A 19,064-nucleotide genomic window follows, 5' to 3' on the forward strand; every position below is an offset into this window, starting at 1 on the left:
ATCAGGACACCTTCTCAATGAGAGTAATGGCTCGGAAGGGGCCGGTCAGATCAGGATTCACTTGTGTTTCAATGCCATCCTGCTGACATAGGTGCACAAGCGCCGCCAGATCCGGATCCTCTGCATCGCGCAGATAAACTTTGCGTGGTCGGCGACGCAAAACCGCTCGCGTGGCTTCTGCGATGCCAGGCTTGACCCGGTTGAGGTTATCGACGCCGTGACGCGTGGCAATCGCCTTGACACACTCGGCGGCCTGCCGCTGGTGGCGCTCGCGCAGCGCCGGGTCGCGCTCGGCAGGCGTCGCCTGCGCCAGCACGGCGTCAAATCCCGCCATGACCCGATCCACAAAGGTGCAGGAATAGTCGATGTCAGCAAGGTGATCCACCGTCATGGCCGCATGGAAATCACCCGGCGCGACCAGGTCAGGGCGCAGAATCGAACGGCTGATGAGACCGGACACGTTGGCCCCCAGAATGCCACTTGGGATCAGCCAGTCGTCATGGGAGCCTGACAACCAGGCGTGGCCCGATGGGTCCGCCAGCACAACAAGACGCGGCGACTGGCCAGAGAGCGCCTGCCAGGCCTCAGTCAGCTCGCCTGAGATCGCGCCCTTGCCGGTCCAGCCGTCAACGAACAGAATATCGGCATCAGGCCGTTCGGCGCACACGTGGGCCATCGCCGCCGCATCAAGACCGCGGTCACGAATGATGGAGACGCCGTAATGAACGACATCAACTCCCAAATGCGCCAGAGCGCGCCGCAGTAGCACTCCATAGGGAATGCCAGCGCGCACCAATGAGCACAACGAAAGCGACGGGGACAGCTCACCCGTGGAGATATCCTGGCGAATCCGCAGAGCAATGCGGGCAATATCATCGGCAATCCTGGCCAGATGGCGTTCAAGCGCCTGTTCGTAAATCGCCAGATAGCGGGCATCCGGCCGACGTTCTTCCGAGATCATTTCAGAGTAGTGCGCTTGCCCGGCCTGGATCAGACGCTCCTTTTCGGCAATATCGGTCGGCGCGATACGGATCGGGGTAAGCAGAAAGGTGACGTCTTCAGGGGCATAGCTGTGCTGAAGAGCTTGACGGGATTCTGGCATGCTTACTCCTTGCCAATCGCGCTGGCGACCTGCGACGCTGGCGGCATCATCATCATATTGGCCAGCCTCATGAACGGCAGATCTGTCAGGCTATCCCCCATGGCCAGGATGATACCGTGCCGAATTTCCGGGCGTATATCGATAAGATAGGTCACGGCCGCTCGCTTCGAAATGCCTTGGGGCGTAAAGCTCAGGTTATTCCCATTACGATGGTAGACAAAGTCCTCGCCTGCCAGGGCGCGCAGCCTCCCTTCAAGGTCATCCAGCCAGGTTTCCTCGCCATTGGATTTAACGCAGAAATAGATGGGGCACCCCTGCTCGCGCACGATCCAGTGCCGAAAACGCCCCGCTGGGTTGAGTTTGTATGTCTCGGTGTTCAGCGCCTCAAGGCCAGCCTCAAAATCACCTGAAAGGCGGCTTATGTGTTGTGACCAATCCAACTCGGCCTTGCCATCAGGGTCAAGAATCACCGCGCCGTTAGACGCAATTTTCCAGCTGTCAAACGGGATTCGACACCGCGAGAGCGCTTCTGTCGAGCGCGCCGTCACCGGCACCAGGCAAGTAGCCTTCAATAGCCAGGTGGTCATCGCTGCCTGGGAAGCCGTCATGTAGGAATGATGACCGTTGGTGGCTTCTGCCGCGAGACGTGATTCACACACAGGTTCAACCATTTTGCGCGCTGTCTGGAACAAGGTATCGTCAAGGTCAGTAAAAAGCACCGGGCGCTGGCCACTCTCAAGCTGGCCGGGTAGCGAAGCGTGGCGTGCCATCATGAAATGTCACCTTCATTGATAAGGTGTATCTGCTGAACTCCATCAACAACCCAGCATCGGCCCAGGGCCGCCTTCAGCGCCTCAGGAATACCGGAAAGCCCTGTTTCCGTGAACACAATCATCTCGTCCCACTCTTCGGGGTCAACATTGTTGAGGTACATGGTGATGCCGATACCATAATGATCGGGAAACGTTATCTGATGCTGGATCACCGCCCCAGGCAGCACCGGTGAGCGGGTGGTAGAAATAAAGCTTGCCGCATGGCCGTGGCGTTCCAGCTGTTCAGCGGCCAGAAACGGGTGCCAGACATGCTCACCGGTGCCGATCACCAGCACTCGCGACCTTGGAGTGAGCAAAGGGCACAGTTCACGGTCGATATAGTCGGCCCAGGCCAGTTTGTCCGTTGCCATGGCATGTGCGCTGAGCCCGGCTCTTGGCACGCCGAAGGTCGCCCTGGGGTCCGGTGCCCAGGGCGGACAGCCCGCCGGGCACCCCGGCGGAAGCTTACGCGCTTGCACGCCTGAGGTAGATGACCAGGCATAGCGCCCCGACAGAAGCGCGACCGCACTGACGGAAACCCCCGGCAGCGCTTCTTCAACAGCCGTTACACAACCTTTATCTGACCAGTCAGTCAACGTGACCAGTACGATGTGCGACACCGCGAGGCCAGCCTGATGCAGCGCCTCGGCAAGCCCTTTAAAGGTATTGCCGGTGGTTGTTTCGTCATCCACGAGGACCAGGGTGACCTCACCAGCATCTGGAAGCACACCTTCCCGTGGCCGCAATACCATATGGTCAACCGCATGTGAGTGCTCTTCACGGGTGTTCAACCAGGGCCGCGCGCCTTCCGGGCACAAGCGGGTCGTAGGCAGGTATCCCGCCGCAAGCCCCGGACGTTTGCGGCACAGACCATCAAAGACACCCAACCCCAGGCCAACCGCGGTTTCCGCATAGCTCATCACCAGTACCGGCCCGCTTCCCAACGACTCAAGCAGCTTCTCGGCCAGCTGATCCAGAGCGGCACGATGGCGGGCAGTGGCGACCGGTATATGGCGGCCCAGCACGGTCGACACAAACAGAAAAGCGCGCTTGGGATTCTGGCGCTCGGCGATCCGAAAAAGCTTCTCGCCCCTGCTGTCTCTACCATGGTCGTCAACGGCAAGCGTCAAAGTGCCTGTATCCAGCTGATACTCTGTCATGACGAAGAATTATCATCAGACAGAAACTCATCGCGGGCGCGCTGGCTTTCATCATTGTTACGGCTGGCCATACGCTCACGTTCTGCCTGCGCTTCGCGTTCAATCCGGGCGGCCTCGTTCGCCTCGCGGCGGGCAGACAGGGCACGGCGGGCACGCCACGCTACGTAGCCAATACCGGCTGCCAGAAGCGTCAGAAAGACGATGTTAAACAGTGGCAAGTGACGATAACCCGGCTCAACCTGCCAGATTTTGACAGCGTTCGGGAACATCGAGAACAGTGGCAGGCGCCAGCCGTAATGCCGAACAGCTACCAGATTTTCTTCGTTCTGGGCGATCGACCGGGCGCGGGTATGCAGGTTGGAGCTATCGAACTTGCCGAAGATAATCGCATCTTCATTGCGGTAGTTGCGCGGCTCTCCCTGCTCGGTTTCCGTCAGCACAAAATACACATCCGTTGTGCTGACGGACCCACTGGATTGATCATCCGTGGGGGTTTCCTGGGTATCAACCCGCTTGACGTCAGTGCCGATCAGGCGCACCACGTCGACCTGTGGCAAGGCATAATGCAGGGCAGCGCCGATAGCGATGACAATCACTCCAATCAGGACGTATCCAAAGCGTTTCATCTATAATCTCCTGTTAACTTAGTGCTAGGGTAGCAGCATATTCAGATCTGAAGAATTCGCACCATGATGCCAGCTTTCGCATCAACGTTCTTCTCTATCAGATGCCAATCGACGAACCAAGGAATAACTCCATGGCCACTACGCTGATCGCAGGGCAAAACGCGAAACTTGATAATGAAAAACTCACCTTTCGCCTGATTGTCGGTAATGTGCAGGACGTAAGCCTCGACGCCTCCGCCATTCTGCTGGCTAACACGGGAAAGGTGTCGAGTGATGATGATTTCATTTTCTTTAACCAGCCATCCCATCCCTCTGGCGCCTTGGTTCAGAAAGAGGGTGCCACTTTTACCGTTGATCTTGGCAAAGTACCCAGCCACCTCGAACGTATCGCCTTTGTGCTGACCGCTGACCCGGGATTGTCAGCGTTATCGAACGGTTACCGCTTTGAGCTTACCGGCGATACGGATCAATTTGATTTTAGTGGCCAGGGCGCGGGACGCCCCGAGAAATCCTTGATTGTCTGCGAGCTGTATCGTCGTAATGGTGATTGGAAGATCAAAGCCGTTGATCAGGGCTTTGCAGGCGGTATGGCACCCCTTGCTGAGCACTTTGGCGTTGACGTCGAGGGGTCGCCTGATCAAGCTGCGACTCCCCAGACACCTCCCCCGAGCCCTGCACCGTCAGCGGCGCCTACGCCCTCTAAAGCTCAGGAAAAGCCTCAGGAAAAACCTGCTGTCAGCCTCAGTAAGATTACTCTGGACAAGAAAGGCGACACCATTTCGCTGGAGAAAAAGTCCAGCTCCTTCGGGAAAATCCATATTAACCTTAACTGGAACCAGAGCGCAGGTTCCGGCAAAAAGGGCTTATTGGGTTCGCTGATGGGCAAGCAGGGCGGCATCGACCTTGATCTTGGCTGCATGTTTGAGTTTAAGGACGGCTCCAAGGGGATTGTTCAGGCATTAGGACAGCACTTTGGTAATCTGGAACAACCGCCTTACATCTTTCTTGATGGGGATGATCGCACGGGCTCTGTGAATCAGGGGGAAAACCTCTATATCAATGGCAAGCAATGGAGCGAGATCAAGCGCGTCATGGTGTTTGCATTCATTTACCAGGGCGCCGCGAACTGGGCTGCAACCAATGGTCAGGTATCAATTAAAGCGCCTGATCAGCCGGAAATTGAAATCCATATGGATGCCAGCGGCCGAAACGAAAATTTCTGTGTGATCGCGATGCTGGAAAACAAAAATGGCGATTTGAGCATCTCCAAAGAGGTAAGTTACTTTAGTAGCCACAAGCCAGCTGATGAGCATTATGGTTTTGGCTTTCAATGGAAAGCGGGCAGTAAGTAGATACCCAGACACCGTCTTGAATGCGCCTGAAAAGTATCTGAAAAATCATCTGAAAAAGTATTTGAAACACGTGCCGCTCTACTTTGCGGCACTGCTTTCGGTAATTTTCACCCCCGCTGCCTTACGCTGCCTGAGCCATTACAATCATAGGTCGCCAACCGACTACGGCAAGTTTCTGAAAAGATGCGAAACAGAGTTTGCAAGACTCAAGAGTTTATTTTCTTCCTGATGTGCACATGTAATCTGCAACCCCACTGGCATACTCCCTGGATCACCTGGTATTGGTATTGTGATTGCGCACATATCATAGACATTTGCCGCTCGGGTGTAGCTCAGGCTGCGCACAACAAAATCTGAGGCTGCCGAAACACTTTTGCTAACGTTTTTCACTGGCTGAGGTGTCAGGGGCGTAGTTGGCCCTACAATACCATCGAGCCCCTGCATTCGATCATGAGCAAGCTCAGCCAGCCGTTTTTGCATACGCTGTAAACGAATGTACTCCGTAGCAGTTAACTCCACACCACCTTCAAGGCGCTGAACCGCAACAGGATCAATGGCATGTCGCTGGCTCTGAAAACGCTCTCGCCCTAAGGTAGTCAAAAGATCTGCTGGCACCATACCCGCATAAATTGCCTTGATATCCTGTTGTTCCTGTTCTGTTGGCCATGTTATTGGAACAAGCTCAACGCCAGCGGCTTTCAGGTAGTGGAGAGATAATTCGAACCTATCGGAAACGTCAGTATCCATAGCGTCAAGGCATTCCGGTTCAGGTACGCCAAGTCTAACTCCAGCCAGTTTTACGGCAGAGGCCGCCTTATCATCTACTAGCGCCGTGTATACGGTTGAAGCATCCTCAGCACTGGCAGTTAACAGCCCCACGGTATCCATGGAGGGGCAGAGAGGAAACACCCCTTCCGTCGACCAGATGCCATATGAGGTTTTCAACCCCACAATGCCGCACAAGGCCGCTGGCTGTCTGACTGACCCTCCTGTATCCGAGCCGATAGCAAAGCCGCACAGTCCTACGGCAACCGCCACTGCAGAACCATGGCTGGATCCCCCCGGCGTTCTGGGTGTGCTCATGTCACAAGGGTTCCAGGGCGTCGGATGAATCAGATTCTGTGCACCCGCCGCAAATTCTATGCTTCTTGTTTTGCCAAGAAATACGCAACCCGCCTGCCTAAGTGATTTGATAAAGGGCCCTTCAGAGCCAATGCAATCATTTAAATCCAGGTTTGAGCCTGCTTTTACCGGCATACCTGCAACCGCAAACAGATCCTTGACGGCGACTGGCACGCCCATTAGTGGCCCTAGATCAACACCTGCTGAGAGCAAGCTATCCAGGGCAGTTGCCGTTTTAAGAGCCTGATCAGCATCCACATGGATATAGGCATCGAACGTTGGATTCAGGCTCTCGATACGTGAAAGATACGCTTCTGTCACGGCTCTGGCCGACGTATGCCCTGAACGCAACCGCCTGGCAAAATCAATCAGTCCTTTTTTTAACGGATCATCAGGTAAAGTTGTCATTTTACTCAACCTATTGTGTAAGTAGGCAGTTTATCGGCCCAGTAGAATCAGACTTAACTGCGGCACAAAAGCTAATACCAGCAGAGCAAAGATCAGTGCCCCAAGAAAAGGAAGAACAGCGATACTTAATCTTTCAATACTGATATTGGCAATATTACAGCCAACAAAAAGGTTCACACCAACAGGAGGTGTAAGAAAACCGATAGCAACACTGACAATCATGACAATCCCGAAATGTATCGGATCAAAGCCTGCTTGTTTGGCAACTGGCAAAAGCAGTGGTGTTAATATAAGAATATTAGCCAATGCATCCATAAAGGTTCCCAGTATCAGCATTAGTAATATAATGAGCAGCATAAGGATATACTTGTTTTCAGAAATCCCCGTTAACAACGAGACTATCTGGCTGGGTACATTATTGAACAGTAACAACTGCCCCAGAGCGGAGGCTGTGGCAATGAGAAGAAAAATAGTTGCAGTGGTCAGGGCGGTGCCACGCAATACCTGCCAGAGATGGCCCAACGTCAAAGAACGCAGCAGAAAAGCTTCCGCCAGAAGTGCATAAACAACAGCAACGACACCTGCTTCGGTGGGTGTCATAATGCCACCGTAGATACCACCGAGTACGATAACGGGCACCATCAGTGCGTGAATGGCTTCCTTGAAAGCCTGCATGGTTTCACGTAATGGGGGGCGGTTTCCTTTAATACCATGCCCTTGATAACGCGCCATTACATAAGAAATGAGCATAAGAACGCCAGCAACAAAAATACCAGGCAGGATACCTGCAATAAATAAATCACCCACCGACACGCCAGCGGTTGTGCCATAAATAATCAAGGGAATACTGGGGGGAATCATCACACCGAGACACCCAGCAGACGTATTAACCGCTGCAGCATAAGAACTGCTATACCCTTCTTTTTTCATGGTTGGGATCATCACCCCACCAATAGCCGCCACTGTTGCGGGGGATGAGCCGCTCAATGCGCCAAAAAACAGACTGGTCAACACCGAGACCTGCGCCAAACCACCGGTAATATGTCCCACCAGGCAACGGGAAAATGTCAGCAAACGCTTTGCCATGCTGCCCTTTTGCATGATTTCTCCCGCCATGATGAAAAAGGGAACCGCTAACAGAGGAAAGGAATCCAGTGATGTAATCAGTCGTTGAGCGAGAAAAGTAACCGGGATATTACTTGCAAAAATACCAACAACGACAGTCATTCCCAAGGCAACGCCAATGGGAACACTTAACACCAGAAGAACCAATAGTGTTATTGCTATCATAACAACTGTAAAGTCCATATAATTCCCCTAGGGTGTTTTATCTATAAGATTGGTGTCGGGCAGTTGCCCCTTGATAGCAACAAGCCACAACCTCTGCAATATACGTATTCCCATCAAAGCCATACCCACCGGCAAGGAGAGATAGACCCAATAAATACTTACACCGAGTGTCTGTGTGCGCTGGCCTGTACGCTCAAGGAAGTTAAGCATTTCTATGCCCCAAATAACGCAAAAACCACAGAAAGCAAGGGTGACAATGTAGGAAAGCGATATAATAAATCGCTTGCCGCGTGGCCCCAGGAGCGAACGAATAAAGGTTACTTCTAGATGGCGATCTTCTTTTGCGGCAAAGCTACAACCTATATAAACAGCCCAGATAAGCAAGTAGCGGCTAAGCTCTTCTGACCAGCCCAGAGAGTTTCCCAAAACGTAACGAAAAAACACCTGAAAACTGATAAGTACAACCATAAAAGCAAGGCTCAAAGATGCCAGGATTTCTTCAAACCGATCGATAAAGCGCAATAGTTTCATATTGCCCCCTAATGAGACTCAATACTGTAAAAATACGGCAGGAAGCCTTAGGCTCCTGCCGTATTGCAGCTTTATCTTATTCAGCCATGGTGGCACGAGCGCGCTCTATGAGCTCAGCACCTACTACTTCCTCAAATTGATCGTAGACACCCGCGGTAGCGGCAGCCCATTCGGCACGCTCTTCTTCGCTAAGTTCTACGATATTGACGCCTGCTTTCTCCATCTCCTCGAGAATCATTTCCTCGTTCTGACGAATCAATTCACGCTGATAAAGTTTCATTTCAGCAAAGGCTTCTGCAATCATGATCTGATCACTTGAATCAAGCGATTCATAGAAATTCTGGCTAATCATAACCAGATGTGGGCTATATAGACTTCTAACCAGTGTTAAGTTTTTATTCACTTCATGGAAATTATTAAACCAGGCAAGGTTCAAATCGATATCAATACCATCGACGGTTCCTTGTTGCAGAGCAGTGTAAACTTCATTCCATGAAATCGGTGTAGGGTTAATTCCTAACGACTCCAACGTTGCTATATGCGCATCACTGGGCGTTGAACGGATTTTAAGCCCATCAAGATCCGATATGGTTTCAACAGTACGCTGATTGTTGAAAATATGGCGAAAGCCTATGTCAATATATCCCAAACCGATAATGCCAGTTTCAGAAAGTGCCTGAGCGGCGGTTCGGCCAATTGGCCCATCCGTTATCATGTCTGCCGCTTCATAACTGGGGAACAGGAAGGGCATATCAAAGATCAGGAAATCATTTGAAAAAGGTGCCAGGTTAGGGGTGGAAGCAGACCCCATTTGAAGCATCCCCGTTTGCAAGCCCTGGACAACGCTATCAAAGTTGCCGAATTGACTACTGTGATAGACATCAACTTCAAACTCACCATTACTCCGGCTTTCAACAAGCTCTTCGAAATAGGTGAATGCCTGCCCCATGGGGTGATCCGGCACATTGGGGTGAGCAATTTTTATTGCTGTTTGGGCGGAGGCTGGCACTGCAGTCAAGCATAACAGGCACGCAATAGCGGAAGCTGAATAATTGCTCGTTTTTTTACTGATTTTTTTCATTTCAACACCTCTTTCTGTTTTTGTAAATCTGACATCCATTGCCAAAAACTCCCTACGCACTATAAAAACCAACTTAGTTTATATAGAACTTTTTAGGCGGCGTGCTATGATTATTTAATAGTTATTTTTTATTAGTGCTTTTAAACAACTTCTCTAAAAAACTCACATGCTAATTTTTAATGTTAAATATTAATCACCCCTTATAATCAGGAAAATCAAACGCTTCGGGATACCCAAACAGCGCCACACTGCCACCAGTATGTAAAAAGACAATATTTTCATCTTTCTTGAAATGCCCCTGGCGAATCAGATCAATCAGGCCTGCCATGCCCTTACCGGAGTAAACGGGGTCCAGCAGAATGCCTTCATGACGCGCCAGTAAAGTGACTGCCTCCACCATGCTTTCAGTCGGGATGCCATAGCCGTCACCCACATAATCACAGTTAGCAACGACATCTTCCCGAGAGACGACGCCAGACAAACCAAGCTTCGCTTCTGTTTTCTGAGCCAGAGCGAAAACATTGGCTTCCTGCTTATCTTTCGGCGCACGGACGCCAATCCCCAGAACGGGAATACCTGAGTTGCAGGCCGCTAATCCCGTCACAAGACCTGCTTGAGTCCCTGCACTACCGGTGGCATGCACCAGATGATCGACTTGAAGGCCCATTTCATTTGCTTGAGCAAGAAGTTCAAGCGCGGCGTTGACGTAACCGAGAGCCCCGATTTCGTTGGAGCCACCGCCAGGAATGATGTAGGGCGACTTGCCTTTGGCTTTCAATTCACTTGCCAAAGTTTCCATTTCTGCCGCCATATCCGCACCACCAGGGCGCTTACTGACAGTGGCGCCATGCAACTGATCCAGAAAAACGTTACCGTTATAATTATAGGCGGTATCGTCACTTCCTGTTCGATCTTCCAGCAAAATATGGCATTCAAGGCCCAGTTTGCAGGCAGCAGCCACCGTCTGGCGAGCATGGTTAGACTGCGTTGCCCCTTGTGTAATAATCGTATCAGCGCCTTTATCGATGGCATCCGCCATCAGAAATTCCAATTTACGTGTTTTATTACCGCCAGTGGATAAACCTGTGCAATCATCGCGTTTGATCCACAGCCTTGGGCCTCCTAACAGGCGGCTCAGGTTATCCATCGGTTCAAGAGGCGTCGGCATGTGGCCCAACCGGACACGGGGAAAGCGGGATAGATGCATATGAGCCTCCAGGCGAGTCGTTGTTTGCATAAGCGTGCTCTCTAAGTGACCGATTCAATAGGACTGTGAACGCTTGTTCATCACCAGCCGGTCTTCTCGAAGATTAGTAGTTGCCCATAATGTGAACCAATGCCAAGATCCTTAGTCTTGATTAATTTTTTGCATACGAGGAAATAAACCCTGAAACTAACCACTATTCCAGAACTTACATATGAAAATTGAGTGGATAGAAGACTTTCTTGCTCTTATTGATGCGGGCACCTTTTCTCAAGCCGCCGAACTAAGGCATGTCACCCAGCCAGCATTTTCAAGACGTATAAAACAACTGGAAGAATGGTTAGGGGTTGAACTGGTTGATCGACACTCATCACGATTGACACTGACAGCCCATGCAAAAGCCTATGAAGGGTCTATGCGAGACTGGTTGGCACACCTCTATGCGATGCGTAGCCGCATTAGGGCGGACGCCCTACATGGCCCCCGCGCAATTCTGACAACCCAACACACGCTGACGGTGAGTTATTTACCGCGGCTTTTGCGTTATTTTCGTCATAATGCGCCTGACGCTCGCCTGCAAGTGCGTTCTTCTGATCGCAGTGAATGCATCCGTAATTTTCAACGAGGCGAAGCTGATTTATTACTGTGCAGCGAATTGGAAGGCGCGCAGCTAAGCTTTGATAAAGGGGAAGTGGAGCGCGTTCCTCTGGGAACAGAACAATTAATTCCTGTCTGTGCATCAAATCGCCTGGGCCGTCCTTTATTCAACCTTGAGAATCAGGCTTACTTGCCACTGATCGGGTACAGTGCTGATAGTTTTATGGGCAGTATTCTGGCAAGCCCATATCTTTTCAATCTTCAGCGACGCTATGATATCGAGCTTATATGTGAAACTTCTTTTACTATCGGGATACGCGAACTGACGTTGGCGGGCCTGGGTATCAGCTGGCTGCCGAGCGGTTTGATTGAGGAAGATCTGATATCAGGTAAACTCATATCGTTAATTGATTTACTTGGCGGCCCTCAACTCGTTGTGGCGTGTTACCGCCAAACAGGGGCAAATACATTACCTGTGGACATACTCTGGAATCTGATACACAAAAGCCCCCCGATGGTATGAACCCTCTTGTATGTTAGTTTTTTCTTAATTTCTCGATTTCCCTTTGATCTTCAGAAACTTCGGCGATCACAGAACGACAATAGCTTGCACAGAAAACCCCCGGCTTGCCCTCCAAAACCTGCTTAGCGCATACTCAGTGGTGGACACCGCGCACAGCGCATTTTTATAAAAACCAAAATTATTGGAGTTCAGTTCACTATGCAACGCCGTCACTTTCTTAAAACCGCTGGCCTGGGTGCCGCGGGTGTTGCCGCCGCACCTTTCATTTCAACCGCCAATGCTCAGGAAACCATCACCTGGAACATGGTGACCTCATGGCCAAAAAACTTTCCGGCTCTGGGCACTGGCGCTAACGAGTTCGCCGCACGCATCGAGGCACTTTCCGGTGGACGGATGCGCATCCGCGTGCACGGGGCGGGTGAGCTGGTACCTGCACTGGAAGTATTTGATGCGGTAGCCGCAGGCACGGCTGAGATGGGCCATTCAGCGTCCTACTACTGGCGCGGCAAGGTCGCAGCATCACAGTTCTTCACTGCGGTTCCCTTTGGTATGAATACTCAGGAAACCAATGCCTGGCTTTACTACGGTGGTGGCCAGGAGTTGTGGGATGAACTTTACGCCAAGCACAACCTCAAGCCGTTCCCGGTGGGCAATACCACCACACAGCCTGGTGGCTGGTTCAAAAAAGAAATCAATTCGCTGGAAGATCTTCAGGGCGTAAAACTTCGCCTGCCGGGCCTTGCCGGGGAAGCCATGAACCGCATCGGTGTGACCACGGTGACAATTCCTGGCGGAGAAATTTTTACGGCCATGCAAACCGGTGCGCTGGATGCCGCTGACTGGGTCAGCCCCTACAATGACCTGGCCTTTGGCCTGCATCAGGTGGCGGAATACTACTATACGTCAGCCTGGAACGAGCCCAGCGCCATCCTGGAAGGCACCGTCAACCTGGATGCCTGGAACGCGCTGCCGGACGACCTTAAGGCGGTCGTTGAAGAAGCCGCTCGCGCCTCCAACCTGTCGATGATCAGCGAATTTACATACCGCAATGCACAGGCGCTCGACACCCTGGTCAATGAGCATGATGTCAAGCTGCGTTCTTTCCCTGAAGATGTCATGCAGGCGCTGTACGAATCCTCGAATGAGGTGATTCGCGAGCAGACCGAAAGCGATCCGGAATCCAAGAAAATCTACGATTCCTACCGTGCGTTCCAGGAGCTTGTGCGCCCTGTCACGGATAGCGGTGAGTTCACCTACCTGAAAAACCGTGAGCGTGTGGGGATCTGATCCCTTGCATGGAGTAAACGCCGCCGCTAACCGCGGTGGCGTTTTCTGTTCAGGGGAGGCGTTTCAGGCAAGCGCTGAGTTTCAGACAAGCACTGAATTCCAGATAAACGTTAGATTGTATCGTGCACTGAGCGGATACGCCCATTATCATCCAGAGCCACCATGACGAAGCGCGCTTCAGTAACTTTCTGACGTTCATCAAGGCGCTGGCCATGGGGCGGCCGCACCCAGACTTCAACATCAATCTTGAGTGAGCTATGACCAATCTCGCGCACCTGGGTAAACACACTGACCATCGACCCGACCCGAACCGGGCTTAAAAAATCCATGGCTTCAATGGCAACGGTCGCGGTGCGGCCTCCCGCTTCACGACCTGCGGCAAGCTCAGCCGCCTGGTCCATCTGATTGACCAGCCAGCCCCCCGTAATATCGCCATAAAAATTCGTATCCTGGCGCGACGCCAGTAATTTCAAGGTCAGCTGACCATTCGGCGCGGGAATATCATCTGCTTCGTTATCCAAAAGAGTCATAATAAAATCGCTTTTTAGGGTTATTGTTTTGGCGTAGTGCCTGATAAACCGTTTTACTGTCGTAACCGCCATTCAATACGTATTCAGGCGAAAATCGTTGTGCATTGCAATAACATGGCGGCAGTTAACCACATGAGGGCTTACGTTTGAACCGCTGCACTGTATCTTTACCATCTGCCCGTCGGTCCTGGGGCATCGCGCTTCTTTGCGTGTTGTCGATGCTACTGCCAGGCGTATCATTTGCCAACGCATCGGTCAGCGGAACGTTGGGAGCCGTTGGCTCAGACACCATGGCCGGCCTGGTGCTGCGCTGGGGTGAAGCCCTGAGGCGTCAGTATCCGGACGTGGCGATCCAGTTTCAGGCCAGTGGTTCTGCTAATGCGCCTTCGGCGCTGACGGCTGGTACCGCACGATTAGGGCCAATGTCACGCCAGATGACGCAGGAAGAACGTCAGACCTTTATAGAGCGTTATGGTTACCCACCGCGGGAACTCAAGGTAGCGCGGGATGCATTGGTGGTTATTGTCCACCGCCACAACCCGCTCAGCGAGCTCAGGCGCCAGCAGGTCGACGCCCTCTTTTCGTCTTCACGTGAGTGCGGCGCGAGCATACCCATTACCCGCTGGGAAGCGCTGGATGCCACTGCTGACTGGCCTTTTGGCGCCATTGCGCTGCATGGCCGCAATACGGCATCCGGCACCTACGGCCTGTTTCAGCAGCTGGCTCTGTGTGACGGTGAATTTCGCTCAATGAGTCAGCATCCCGGCGCTTCTGCCGTCGTCGCAGCGGTCGGCGAATCGCCCGGTGCCATGGGCTACGCGGGCTACCATCATCTGACCCCCAGTGTTAAGGCGGTTAGCCTGATTGACGCCGATGGCAAGCTGATTGCGCCCAGTGAAGATGCCATCCAAACAGGTGCTTACCCTTTCTCCCGCTACCTGTATCTGTACGTTAACGCCCCCCCTGGAGAGGCGCTACCGTCGGCCGAAAGGGCGTTACTAGCGCTTATTTTCTCGCCTGAGGGCCAACAGATTGCTCGTGCGGCCGGGTTTGTACCGCTCTCGGAAACGGTGCGCCAGCAGATGCGTCAGCAGGTTCAACAACAACAGTTTCATTAACAACAGTTTCATCAACAACAGGTTCACTAAAAACGGGTCCACTAAAAACAGGCGTTTATAACCGGGTAGCTTTTAGCCAGGCTATCAACTGTCATCTAAATGTCACAAAAAAGACTTACGCTATGGATTATTCAACAACATCACGTTTGCGTCTTACGCTTCCTGCGACATTATCCCGCGCCATGTCATTATCATGAATCAGCCACCACGGCTATTAACTGCGACCCGCCCGCAACGCCAACGGCTGGACCGTCTCGCTACGGCAATGATTACCGTCGGCGCCTTCGCCGTGCTGGCCGCTATCCTGGCGATTGGGGTCTTTTTGCTGTGGGAAAGCATTCCGTTACTGACCCAAAACGATACGTCGCTTATCCGTTCGCTTTCTCCCTTGGCATGGGGAACCCTGAAAGCCGCCCTGGCCGCCATGCTATTTGCACTACCTATCGCCCTGGGTGCCGCCATTTACACCGCGCTTTACATGTCTGCGCGCCAGCGCACACGCATAAAGCCTCTATTGGAAATGATGGAAGCCATCCCTGGCGTTGTCATCGGCTTTATCGCCGGGCTGATTCTGGCCCCTTGGGTGGAACGCCACCTGACAAGCTCATTGGCGCTGCTTGTCTGGCTACCCATCAGCGCCCTGTTGGCAGGGCTGCTATGGCACCTTGTGCAAAAGCGTTGGCGCCAGCGTTTGCCTTTTGGGCACGCCTGGATCTGGCTGATTCCGTGGTTCGCTGTGATGATCCTGTTCGTCTTATGGGCGGCGCCGTTAGCCGAGCAAGCCTTACTGGGTGTCGATCTGCGTCGTTTTCTCGACCAGCAGCTGGGCATTGATTACGCCACTCGTAACGCTTTGATTGTCGGTGCTGCCATGGGCTTTGCAGTGATTCCCAGCGTTTACGCACTCGCCGAAGATGCTCTTTCGGATGTCCCGACGTCACTACTTGAAGGGGCTCAAGCACTTGGTGCCGACCGCTGGCAGGCCTTATGGAAAGTGGCGCTGCCTGCGGCGGGGCCAGGCATCTTTTCTGCTGTCATGATCGGTGCCGGACGCGCCGTGGGCGAAACCATGATCGTTCTGATGGCCAGTGGCAATACGGCGTTGCTCAGCGCGAGTCCGTTTGAAGGCATGCGCTCCATGGCGGCGGCCATTGCAATAGAATTGCCGGAAGCTTCCCCTGGCAGCAGCACTTACCACATGCTGATCTTTGCCGCCTTGCTGTTATTTGGCTTTACCTTTCTGGTCAATACTCTGGCTGAAACGGTGCGTCTGAGGCTACGTACCCGCCTGAAACGCATGGGAGGTGGCGGATGAGCCGACTGATGCCCTGGCTGTGTGCCGCCAGTGTTGCCCTGTCGCTTCTGGTGCTCGGGCTACTGCTGACCCTGCTGCTCACGCGCGGTCTGGGCCATTTCTGGCCAGCCACGCTGGAAGTAGCCACACTGACGACGGGCGAAGTGGTTGCCGGGGAAATCGTGCGCGACGCTCCACTGCCGAATCAGGCAGGCAAGGAGCAGCTCTACTTCACCGGGAACCGTGACCTCGACGATGCGCGCTGGCGCTGGGTCAACGTGGACACCATTGTCTCCCGTCAGACACCCTCGGAGCTGGTACGCCTGCAGCGCACGCCCTGGGGAGACTTCATTGGTTTTTTAGCGAGCTATGAGGAGGCTGGCCAGCGCCTGGAAAGTGAAGCGGCCTGGCGCGCCCTGAACACCGCCCTGTCATTGCCCGAATCAGACCGTCCGCAAGCCACCCTGACGCTGGAAAGCGCCAGCGGACAGGAGATACAGCAACCACTGAACAACATTCATCGCGCGCAACGTCCTAACGCCATGTCCTGGCTTGAAAAAACCCGCTACTGGTCGCAGGGCGTCTGGCAATTTCTGAGTGAAGGGCCACGTGCGGCGAATACTGGTGGTGGCGTGTGGCCAGCAATTTTCGGCACCGTATTGATGGTGATCGTGATGTCGGTCATTGTCATGCCTTTCGGCGTATTGGCCGCCATTTACCTTAACGAAATTGCCCACCAGGGCCGTTTTACCCGGCTGGTCAGAATCGGGGTACGCAACCTGGCAGGCGTGCCCTCGATTGTTTATGGCGTCTTCGGCCTGGGTGTGTTCGTTTATGGTATTGGCAGTTCAGTCGACCAGTGGTTCTTCGATGACACCCTGCCGTCTCCTACCTTTGGTACAGGCGGTCTGCTGTGGGCCTCACTGACCCTGGCATTACTGACACTCCCCGTGGTCATCGTGGCAACGGAAGAAGGCCTGGCGCGAATTCCCTATGCGCAGCGCGAAGGCGCTCTGGCTCTTGGTGCTACCCGGCTGGAAACCCTGACCCGCATTGTGCTGCCAATGGCCATGCCCGCCATGCTAACGGCGGTTATCCTGGCCGTGGCTCGCGCTGCCGGTGAAGTCGCTCCCCTGATGCTGGTCGGCGTTGCCAAACTGGCACCGCAGATACCGCTGGACGGTGAGTTCCCGTACCTGCACCTGGAACGCAAATTTATGCACCTCGGCTATCATCTGTTTGATACCGCGTTTCACGGCGACGATGTACAGATGGCGATTCCGCTGGTCTACGCGACAGCACTATTACTTGTTGCCATTGTTCTGTTGCTTAACCTAACTGCCATATTTCTGCGTCATTATTTACGTCGTCAGCGAGGACAGCCATGTTAGCGCCGCACTATTCGTCCACCGCTACGCCTTTGACACCCACCGGTGCCGGGAAAAGTAGCGTGAGCATCAAGGATTTCAGTCTTGCCTATGCGGGCAAGACAGCGCTGCATGAGCTGACGCTGGAGATACCGCGCCATCGTGTCACGGCCTTTATCGGCCCTTCGGGGTGCGGCAAGTCGTCTTTGTTGCGTGCCATCAATCGTTTGCATGACCTGAATGATGATGCCACCCATCAGGGCAGTATCAGGGTGGAGGACGTTGATATCTATTCCCCTGACATCGATGTGTCCGAACTACGCCGACGGGTGGGTATGGTTTTCCAGACGCCGAACCCGTTCCCGATGTCGATTTATGAAAACGTGGCGTTTGGGCTGCGTTTGCAAGGGCGGCTGAGCAAACGCAAACGGGACGACATTATCGAGTGGGCGCTGACGTCTGCCGCCCTGTGGGATGAAGTAAAAGACCGCCTGCATCAATCCGCGTGGCAGCTCTCCGGCGGCCAGCAGCAGCGTCTGGTGATTGCCCGCACGCTGGCCGTTCAGCCCGATATTCTGCTGCTCGATGAACCGGCCTCCGCATTGGATCCGATTTCAACACTGAAGATTGAAGAATTGATACGCAACCTGAAGTCACAACTGACCCTGATACTGGTCACCCATAATATGCAACAGGCGGCGCGGGTTTCCGATTTCACCGCGTTTCTCAGCAAAGGCGAACTCATTGAATACGGTCCAACCGACCAGTTATTTACCAACCCACGTTTGCGTCTTACGGAAAATTACATTACCGGGCGCATCAACTGACAAGGACATCGGTGACCGGATACGGCAATCCCGACAACCCATTGTTCATCACCATGCAGTCGCATCAGGAGCGCTTTATGGAAATTAATAGCGAAAGCCATAGCCAACACATCTCTCGCCAGTTCAATCAGGAACTCGAAGAACTGAAAACTCACTTGATGGCCATGGGCGGCCTGGTGGAAAAGCAGGTTCACGATGCCGTGGCCGCATTGCTGGATGGCGATAGCAAGCTGGCCGCCAAGGTCCGCGATAACGACCGCCAGGTTAACGATATGCAGATGCAGATCGACGATGAGTGCACCCGCGTACTGGCCCGGCGCCAGCCTGCGGCATCCGACCTGCGCCTGGTGCTGGCGGTGATTCGCGCCTCGTCGGATCTTGAAAGAATCGGCGATGAAGCCAGTAAAATTGCGCGTAATGCCATCACGTTAAGCGAAAGTAATAACGTCATACGTGGCATGGTGGAAGTACGTCATATCAGTGAACATGTGCGTAAGATGTTACGCGATGCGCTGACGTCGTTTGCCCGTTTTGATCTTGAGCTGGCCATTGAAGTCGTCCGTGAAGACGAACTGGTCGATGGTGAGTACAGCAGCGCCATGCGTTCCCTGATCACCTTTATGGCCGAAGATGCCCGCTCGATCTCCTCGGTCCTCAGCGTGATGTGGGTGTTGCGTGCGTTGGAGCGGGTGGGTGATCATGCCGATAACCTGGCGGAACATGTGGTGTATCTGGTCAAAGGGCTGGATATTCGCCATGCGGATCCAAGTTCCCTTGAACAGACAGTGCTGAATAAAAAGCCCTGATGCTTTGCTGAGCATCGTTGACCTCAG

General features: G+C 53.3%; 18 protein-coding genes. 8 read left to right on the forward strand and 10 right to left on the reverse strand.

Annotated elements, in window-relative coordinates:
- Position 1: 1 nt before the first annotated feature.
- From ACU6TU_RS16485 to ACU6TU_RS16500, 4 genes are read right to left on the reverse strand one after another with little or no spacing between them, the layout of a single operon-like run.
- Complete coding sequence (locus tag ACU6TU_RS16485) at positions 2–1,102, reverse strand: cysteine protease StiP domain-containing protein (RefSeq protein WP_447142451.1); 1,101 nt, start codon at positions 1,100–1,102, stop codon at positions 2–4.
- A gap of 2 nt (positions 1,103–1,104) precedes the next feature.
- Positions 1,105–1,875 carry an HAD hydrolase family protein gene (locus ACU6TU_RS16490; protein WP_447142452.1) on the reverse strand — a complete coding sequence of 257 codons (771 nt, stop codon included), beginning with the start codon at positions 1,873–1,875 and terminating at the stop codon, positions 1,105–1,107.
- Entirely contained in the window at positions 1,872–3,074 is a 1,203-nt protein-coding gene (locus tag ACU6TU_RS16495; RefSeq protein ID WP_447142453.1) for a phosphoribosyltransferase domain-containing protein, read from the reverse strand. The genes ACU6TU_RS16490 and ACU6TU_RS16495 overlap by 4 nt, the downstream gene beginning before the upstream one ends.
- Entirely contained in the window at positions 3,071–3,700 is a 630-nt protein-coding gene (locus ACU6TU_RS16500; protein ID WP_447142454.1) for a DUF1523 family protein, read from the reverse strand. Before ACU6TU_RS16500 ends, ACU6TU_RS16495 begins: the two co-directional genes overlap by 4 nt.
- 131 nt (positions 3,701–3,831) lie before the next feature.
- On the opposite strand from ACU6TU_RS16500, the gene ACU6TU_RS16505 reads away from it, so the two are divergent.
- Positions 3,832–5,052, forward strand: a complete 1,221-nt coding sequence (locus ACU6TU_RS16505; RefSeq protein ID WP_447142455.1) for a TerD family protein — start codon at positions 3,832–3,834, stop codon at positions 5,050–5,052.
- A gap of 162 nt (positions 5,053–5,214) precedes the next feature.
- Here ACU6TU_RS16505 and ACU6TU_RS16510 read toward each other — a convergent pair whose 3' ends face one another.
- The 5 genes from ACU6TU_RS16510 to ACU6TU_RS16530 form a co-directional block, all read right to left on the reverse strand.
- The gene (locus ACU6TU_RS16510) at positions 5,215–6,582 is read right to left on the reverse strand and encodes an amidase (protein ID WP_447142456.1); all 1,368 of its coding nucleotides are present in this window, start codon (positions 6,580–6,582) and stop codon (positions 5,215–5,217) included.
- Positions 6,583–6,612: 30 nt separating this feature from the next.
- A complete protein-coding gene (locus ACU6TU_RS16515; RefSeq protein ID WP_447142457.1) occupies positions 6,613–7,890 on the reverse strand; it encodes a TRAP transporter large permease in 1,278 nt (425 codons plus the stop codon).
- A 9-nt stretch (positions 7,891–7,899) separates the two neighbouring features.
- The gene (locus tag ACU6TU_RS16520; RefSeq protein WP_447142458.1) at positions 7,900–8,403 is read right to left on the reverse strand and encodes a TRAP transporter small permease; all 504 of its coding nucleotides are present in this window, start codon (positions 8,401–8,403) and stop codon (positions 7,900–7,902) included.
- A 76-nt stretch (positions 8,404–8,479) separates the two neighbouring features.
- Positions 8,480–9,523: a TRAP transporter substrate-binding protein gene (locus ACU6TU_RS16525; RefSeq protein ID WP_447142459.1), complete on the reverse strand. Its 1,044-nt coding sequence runs from the start codon at positions 9,521–9,523 to the stop codon at positions 8,480–8,482.
- Positions 9,524–9,677: 154 nt separating this feature from the next.
- On the reverse strand, positions 9,678–10,721 hold the full coding sequence (locus ACU6TU_RS16530) for a D-cysteine desulfhydrase (RefSeq protein WP_447142460.1): 1,044 nt from the start codon (positions 10,719–10,721) through the stop codon (positions 9,678–9,680).
- Positions 10,722–10,902: 181 nt separating this feature from the next.
- Between ACU6TU_RS16530 and ACU6TU_RS16535 the strand changes: the two genes are divergently transcribed.
- A complete protein-coding gene (locus ACU6TU_RS16535) occupies positions 10,903–11,808 on the forward strand; it encodes a LysR substrate-binding domain-containing protein (RefSeq protein WP_447142461.1) in 906 nt (301 codons plus the stop codon).
- 198 nt (positions 11,809–12,006) lie between these two features.
- Entirely contained in the window at positions 12,007–13,095 is a 1,089-nt protein-coding gene (locus ACU6TU_RS16540) for a TRAP transporter substrate-binding protein (RefSeq protein WP_447142462.1), read from the forward strand.
- Between the two features lie 110 nt (positions 13,096–13,205).
- Here the strand turns inward: ACU6TU_RS16540 and ACU6TU_RS16545 are convergent, their stop codons facing one another.
- Complete coding sequence (locus tag ACU6TU_RS16545; RefSeq protein ID WP_447142463.1) at positions 13,206–13,625, reverse strand: acyl-CoA thioesterase; 420 nt, start codon at positions 13,623–13,625, stop codon at positions 13,206–13,208.
- A 218-nt stretch (positions 13,626–13,843) separates the two neighbouring features.
- Here ACU6TU_RS16545 and ACU6TU_RS16550 point away from each other — a divergent pair, with 218 nt between their 5' ends.
- From ACU6TU_RS16550 to phoU, 5 genes are all read left to right on the forward strand, one after another.
- A complete protein-coding gene (locus tag ACU6TU_RS16550) occupies positions 13,844–14,743 on the forward strand; it encodes a PstS family phosphate ABC transporter substrate-binding protein (protein ID WP_447142464.1) in 900 nt (299 codons plus the stop codon).
- 193 nt (positions 14,744–14,936) lie between these two features.
- Positions 14,937–16,058 carry an ABC transporter permease subunit gene (locus ACU6TU_RS16555; protein WP_447142465.1) on the forward strand — a complete coding sequence of 374 codons (1,122 nt, stop codon included), beginning with the start codon at positions 14,937–14,939 and terminating at the stop codon, positions 16,056–16,058.
- Positions 16,055–17,428: a phosphate ABC transporter permease PstA gene (pstA, locus tag ACU6TU_RS16560; protein WP_447142466.1), complete on the forward strand. Its 1,374-nt coding sequence runs from the start codon at positions 16,055–16,057 to the stop codon at positions 17,426–17,428. Before ACU6TU_RS16555 ends, pstA begins: the two co-directional genes overlap by 4 nt.
- A complete protein-coding gene (gene pstB, locus ACU6TU_RS16565; RefSeq protein ID WP_447142467.1) occupies positions 17,422–18,231 on the forward strand; it encodes a phosphate ABC transporter ATP-binding protein PstB in 810 nt (269 codons plus the stop codon). The genes pstA and pstB overlap by 7 nt, the downstream gene beginning before the upstream one ends.
- A 77-nt stretch (positions 18,232–18,308) precedes the next feature.
- Entirely contained in the window at positions 18,309–19,037 is a 729-nt protein-coding gene (gene phoU, locus ACU6TU_RS16570; RefSeq protein WP_447142468.1) for a phosphate signaling complex protein PhoU, read from the forward strand.
- The last annotated feature ends 27 nt before the right edge of the window (positions 19,038–19,064 follow it).

This window comes from Halomonas sp. LS-001, from assembly GCF_052983955.1.

Coding starts and splice junctions, on each gene's coding strand:
- ACU6TU_RS16550 (WP_447142464.1), top strand. CDS start 13,844: ATGCTACTGCCAGGCGTATCATTTGCCAACGCATCGGTCAGCGGAACG.
- ACU6TU_RS16505 (WP_447142455.1), top strand. CDS start 3,832: ATGGCCACTACGCTGATCGCAGGGCAAAACGCGAAACTTGATAATGAA.
- ACU6TU_RS16485 (WP_447142451.1), bottom strand. CDS start 1,102: ATGCCAGAATCCCGTCAAGCTCTTCAGCACAGCTATGCCCCTGAAGAC.
- ACU6TU_RS16545 (WP_447142463.1), bottom strand. CDS start 13,625: ATGACTCTTTTGGATAACGAAGCAGATGATATTCCCGCGCCGAATGGT.
- ACU6TU_RS16495 (WP_447142453.1), bottom strand. CDS start 3,074: ATGACAGAGTATCAGCTGGATACAGGCACTTTGACGCTTGCCGTTGAC.
- ACU6TU_RS16555 (WP_447142465.1), top strand. CDS start 14,937: ATGAATCAGCCACCACGGCTATTAACTGCGACCCGCCCGCAACGCCAA.
- ACU6TU_RS16500 (WP_447142454.1), bottom strand. CDS start 3,700: ATGAAACGCTTTGGATACGTCCTGATTGGAGTGATTGTCATCGCTATC.
- ACU6TU_RS16535 (WP_447142461.1), top strand. CDS start 10,903: ATGAAAATTGAGTGGATAGAAGACTTTCTTGCTCTTATTGATGCGGGC.
- ACU6TU_RS16515 (WP_447142457.1), bottom strand. CDS start 7,890: ATGGACTTTACAGTTGTTATGATAGCAATAACACTATTGGTTCTTCTG.
- ACU6TU_RS16530 (WP_447142460.1), bottom strand. CDS start 10,721: ATGCAAACAACGACTCGCCTGGAGGCTCATATGCATCTATCCCGCTTT.
- ACU6TU_RS16525 (WP_447142459.1), bottom strand. CDS start 9,523: ATGGATGTCAGATTTACAAAAACAGAAAGAGGTGTTGAAATGAAAAAA.
- pstA (WP_447142466.1), top strand. CDS start 16,055: ATGAGCCGACTGATGCCCTGGCTGTGTGCCGCCAGTGTTGCCCTGTCG.
- phoU (WP_447142468.1), top strand. CDS start 18,309: ATGGAAATTAATAGCGAAAGCCATAGCCAACACATCTCTCGCCAGTTC.
- ACU6TU_RS16540 (WP_447142462.1), top strand. CDS start 12,007: ATGCAACGCCGTCACTTTCTTAAAACCGCTGGCCTGGGTGCCGCGGGT.
- ACU6TU_RS16490 (WP_447142452.1), bottom strand. CDS start 1,875: ATGATGGCACGCCACGCTTCGCTACCCGGCCAGCTTGAGAGTGGCCAG.
- pstB (WP_447142467.1), top strand. CDS start 17,422: ATGTTAGCGCCGCACTATTCGTCCACCGCTACGCCTTTGACACCCACC.
- ACU6TU_RS16510 (WP_447142456.1), bottom strand. CDS start 6,582: ATGACAACTTTACCTGATGATCCGTTAAAAAAAGGACTGATTGATTTT.
- ACU6TU_RS16520 (WP_447142458.1), bottom strand. CDS start 8,403: ATGAAACTATTGCGCTTTATCGATCGGTTTGAAGAAATCCTGGCATCT.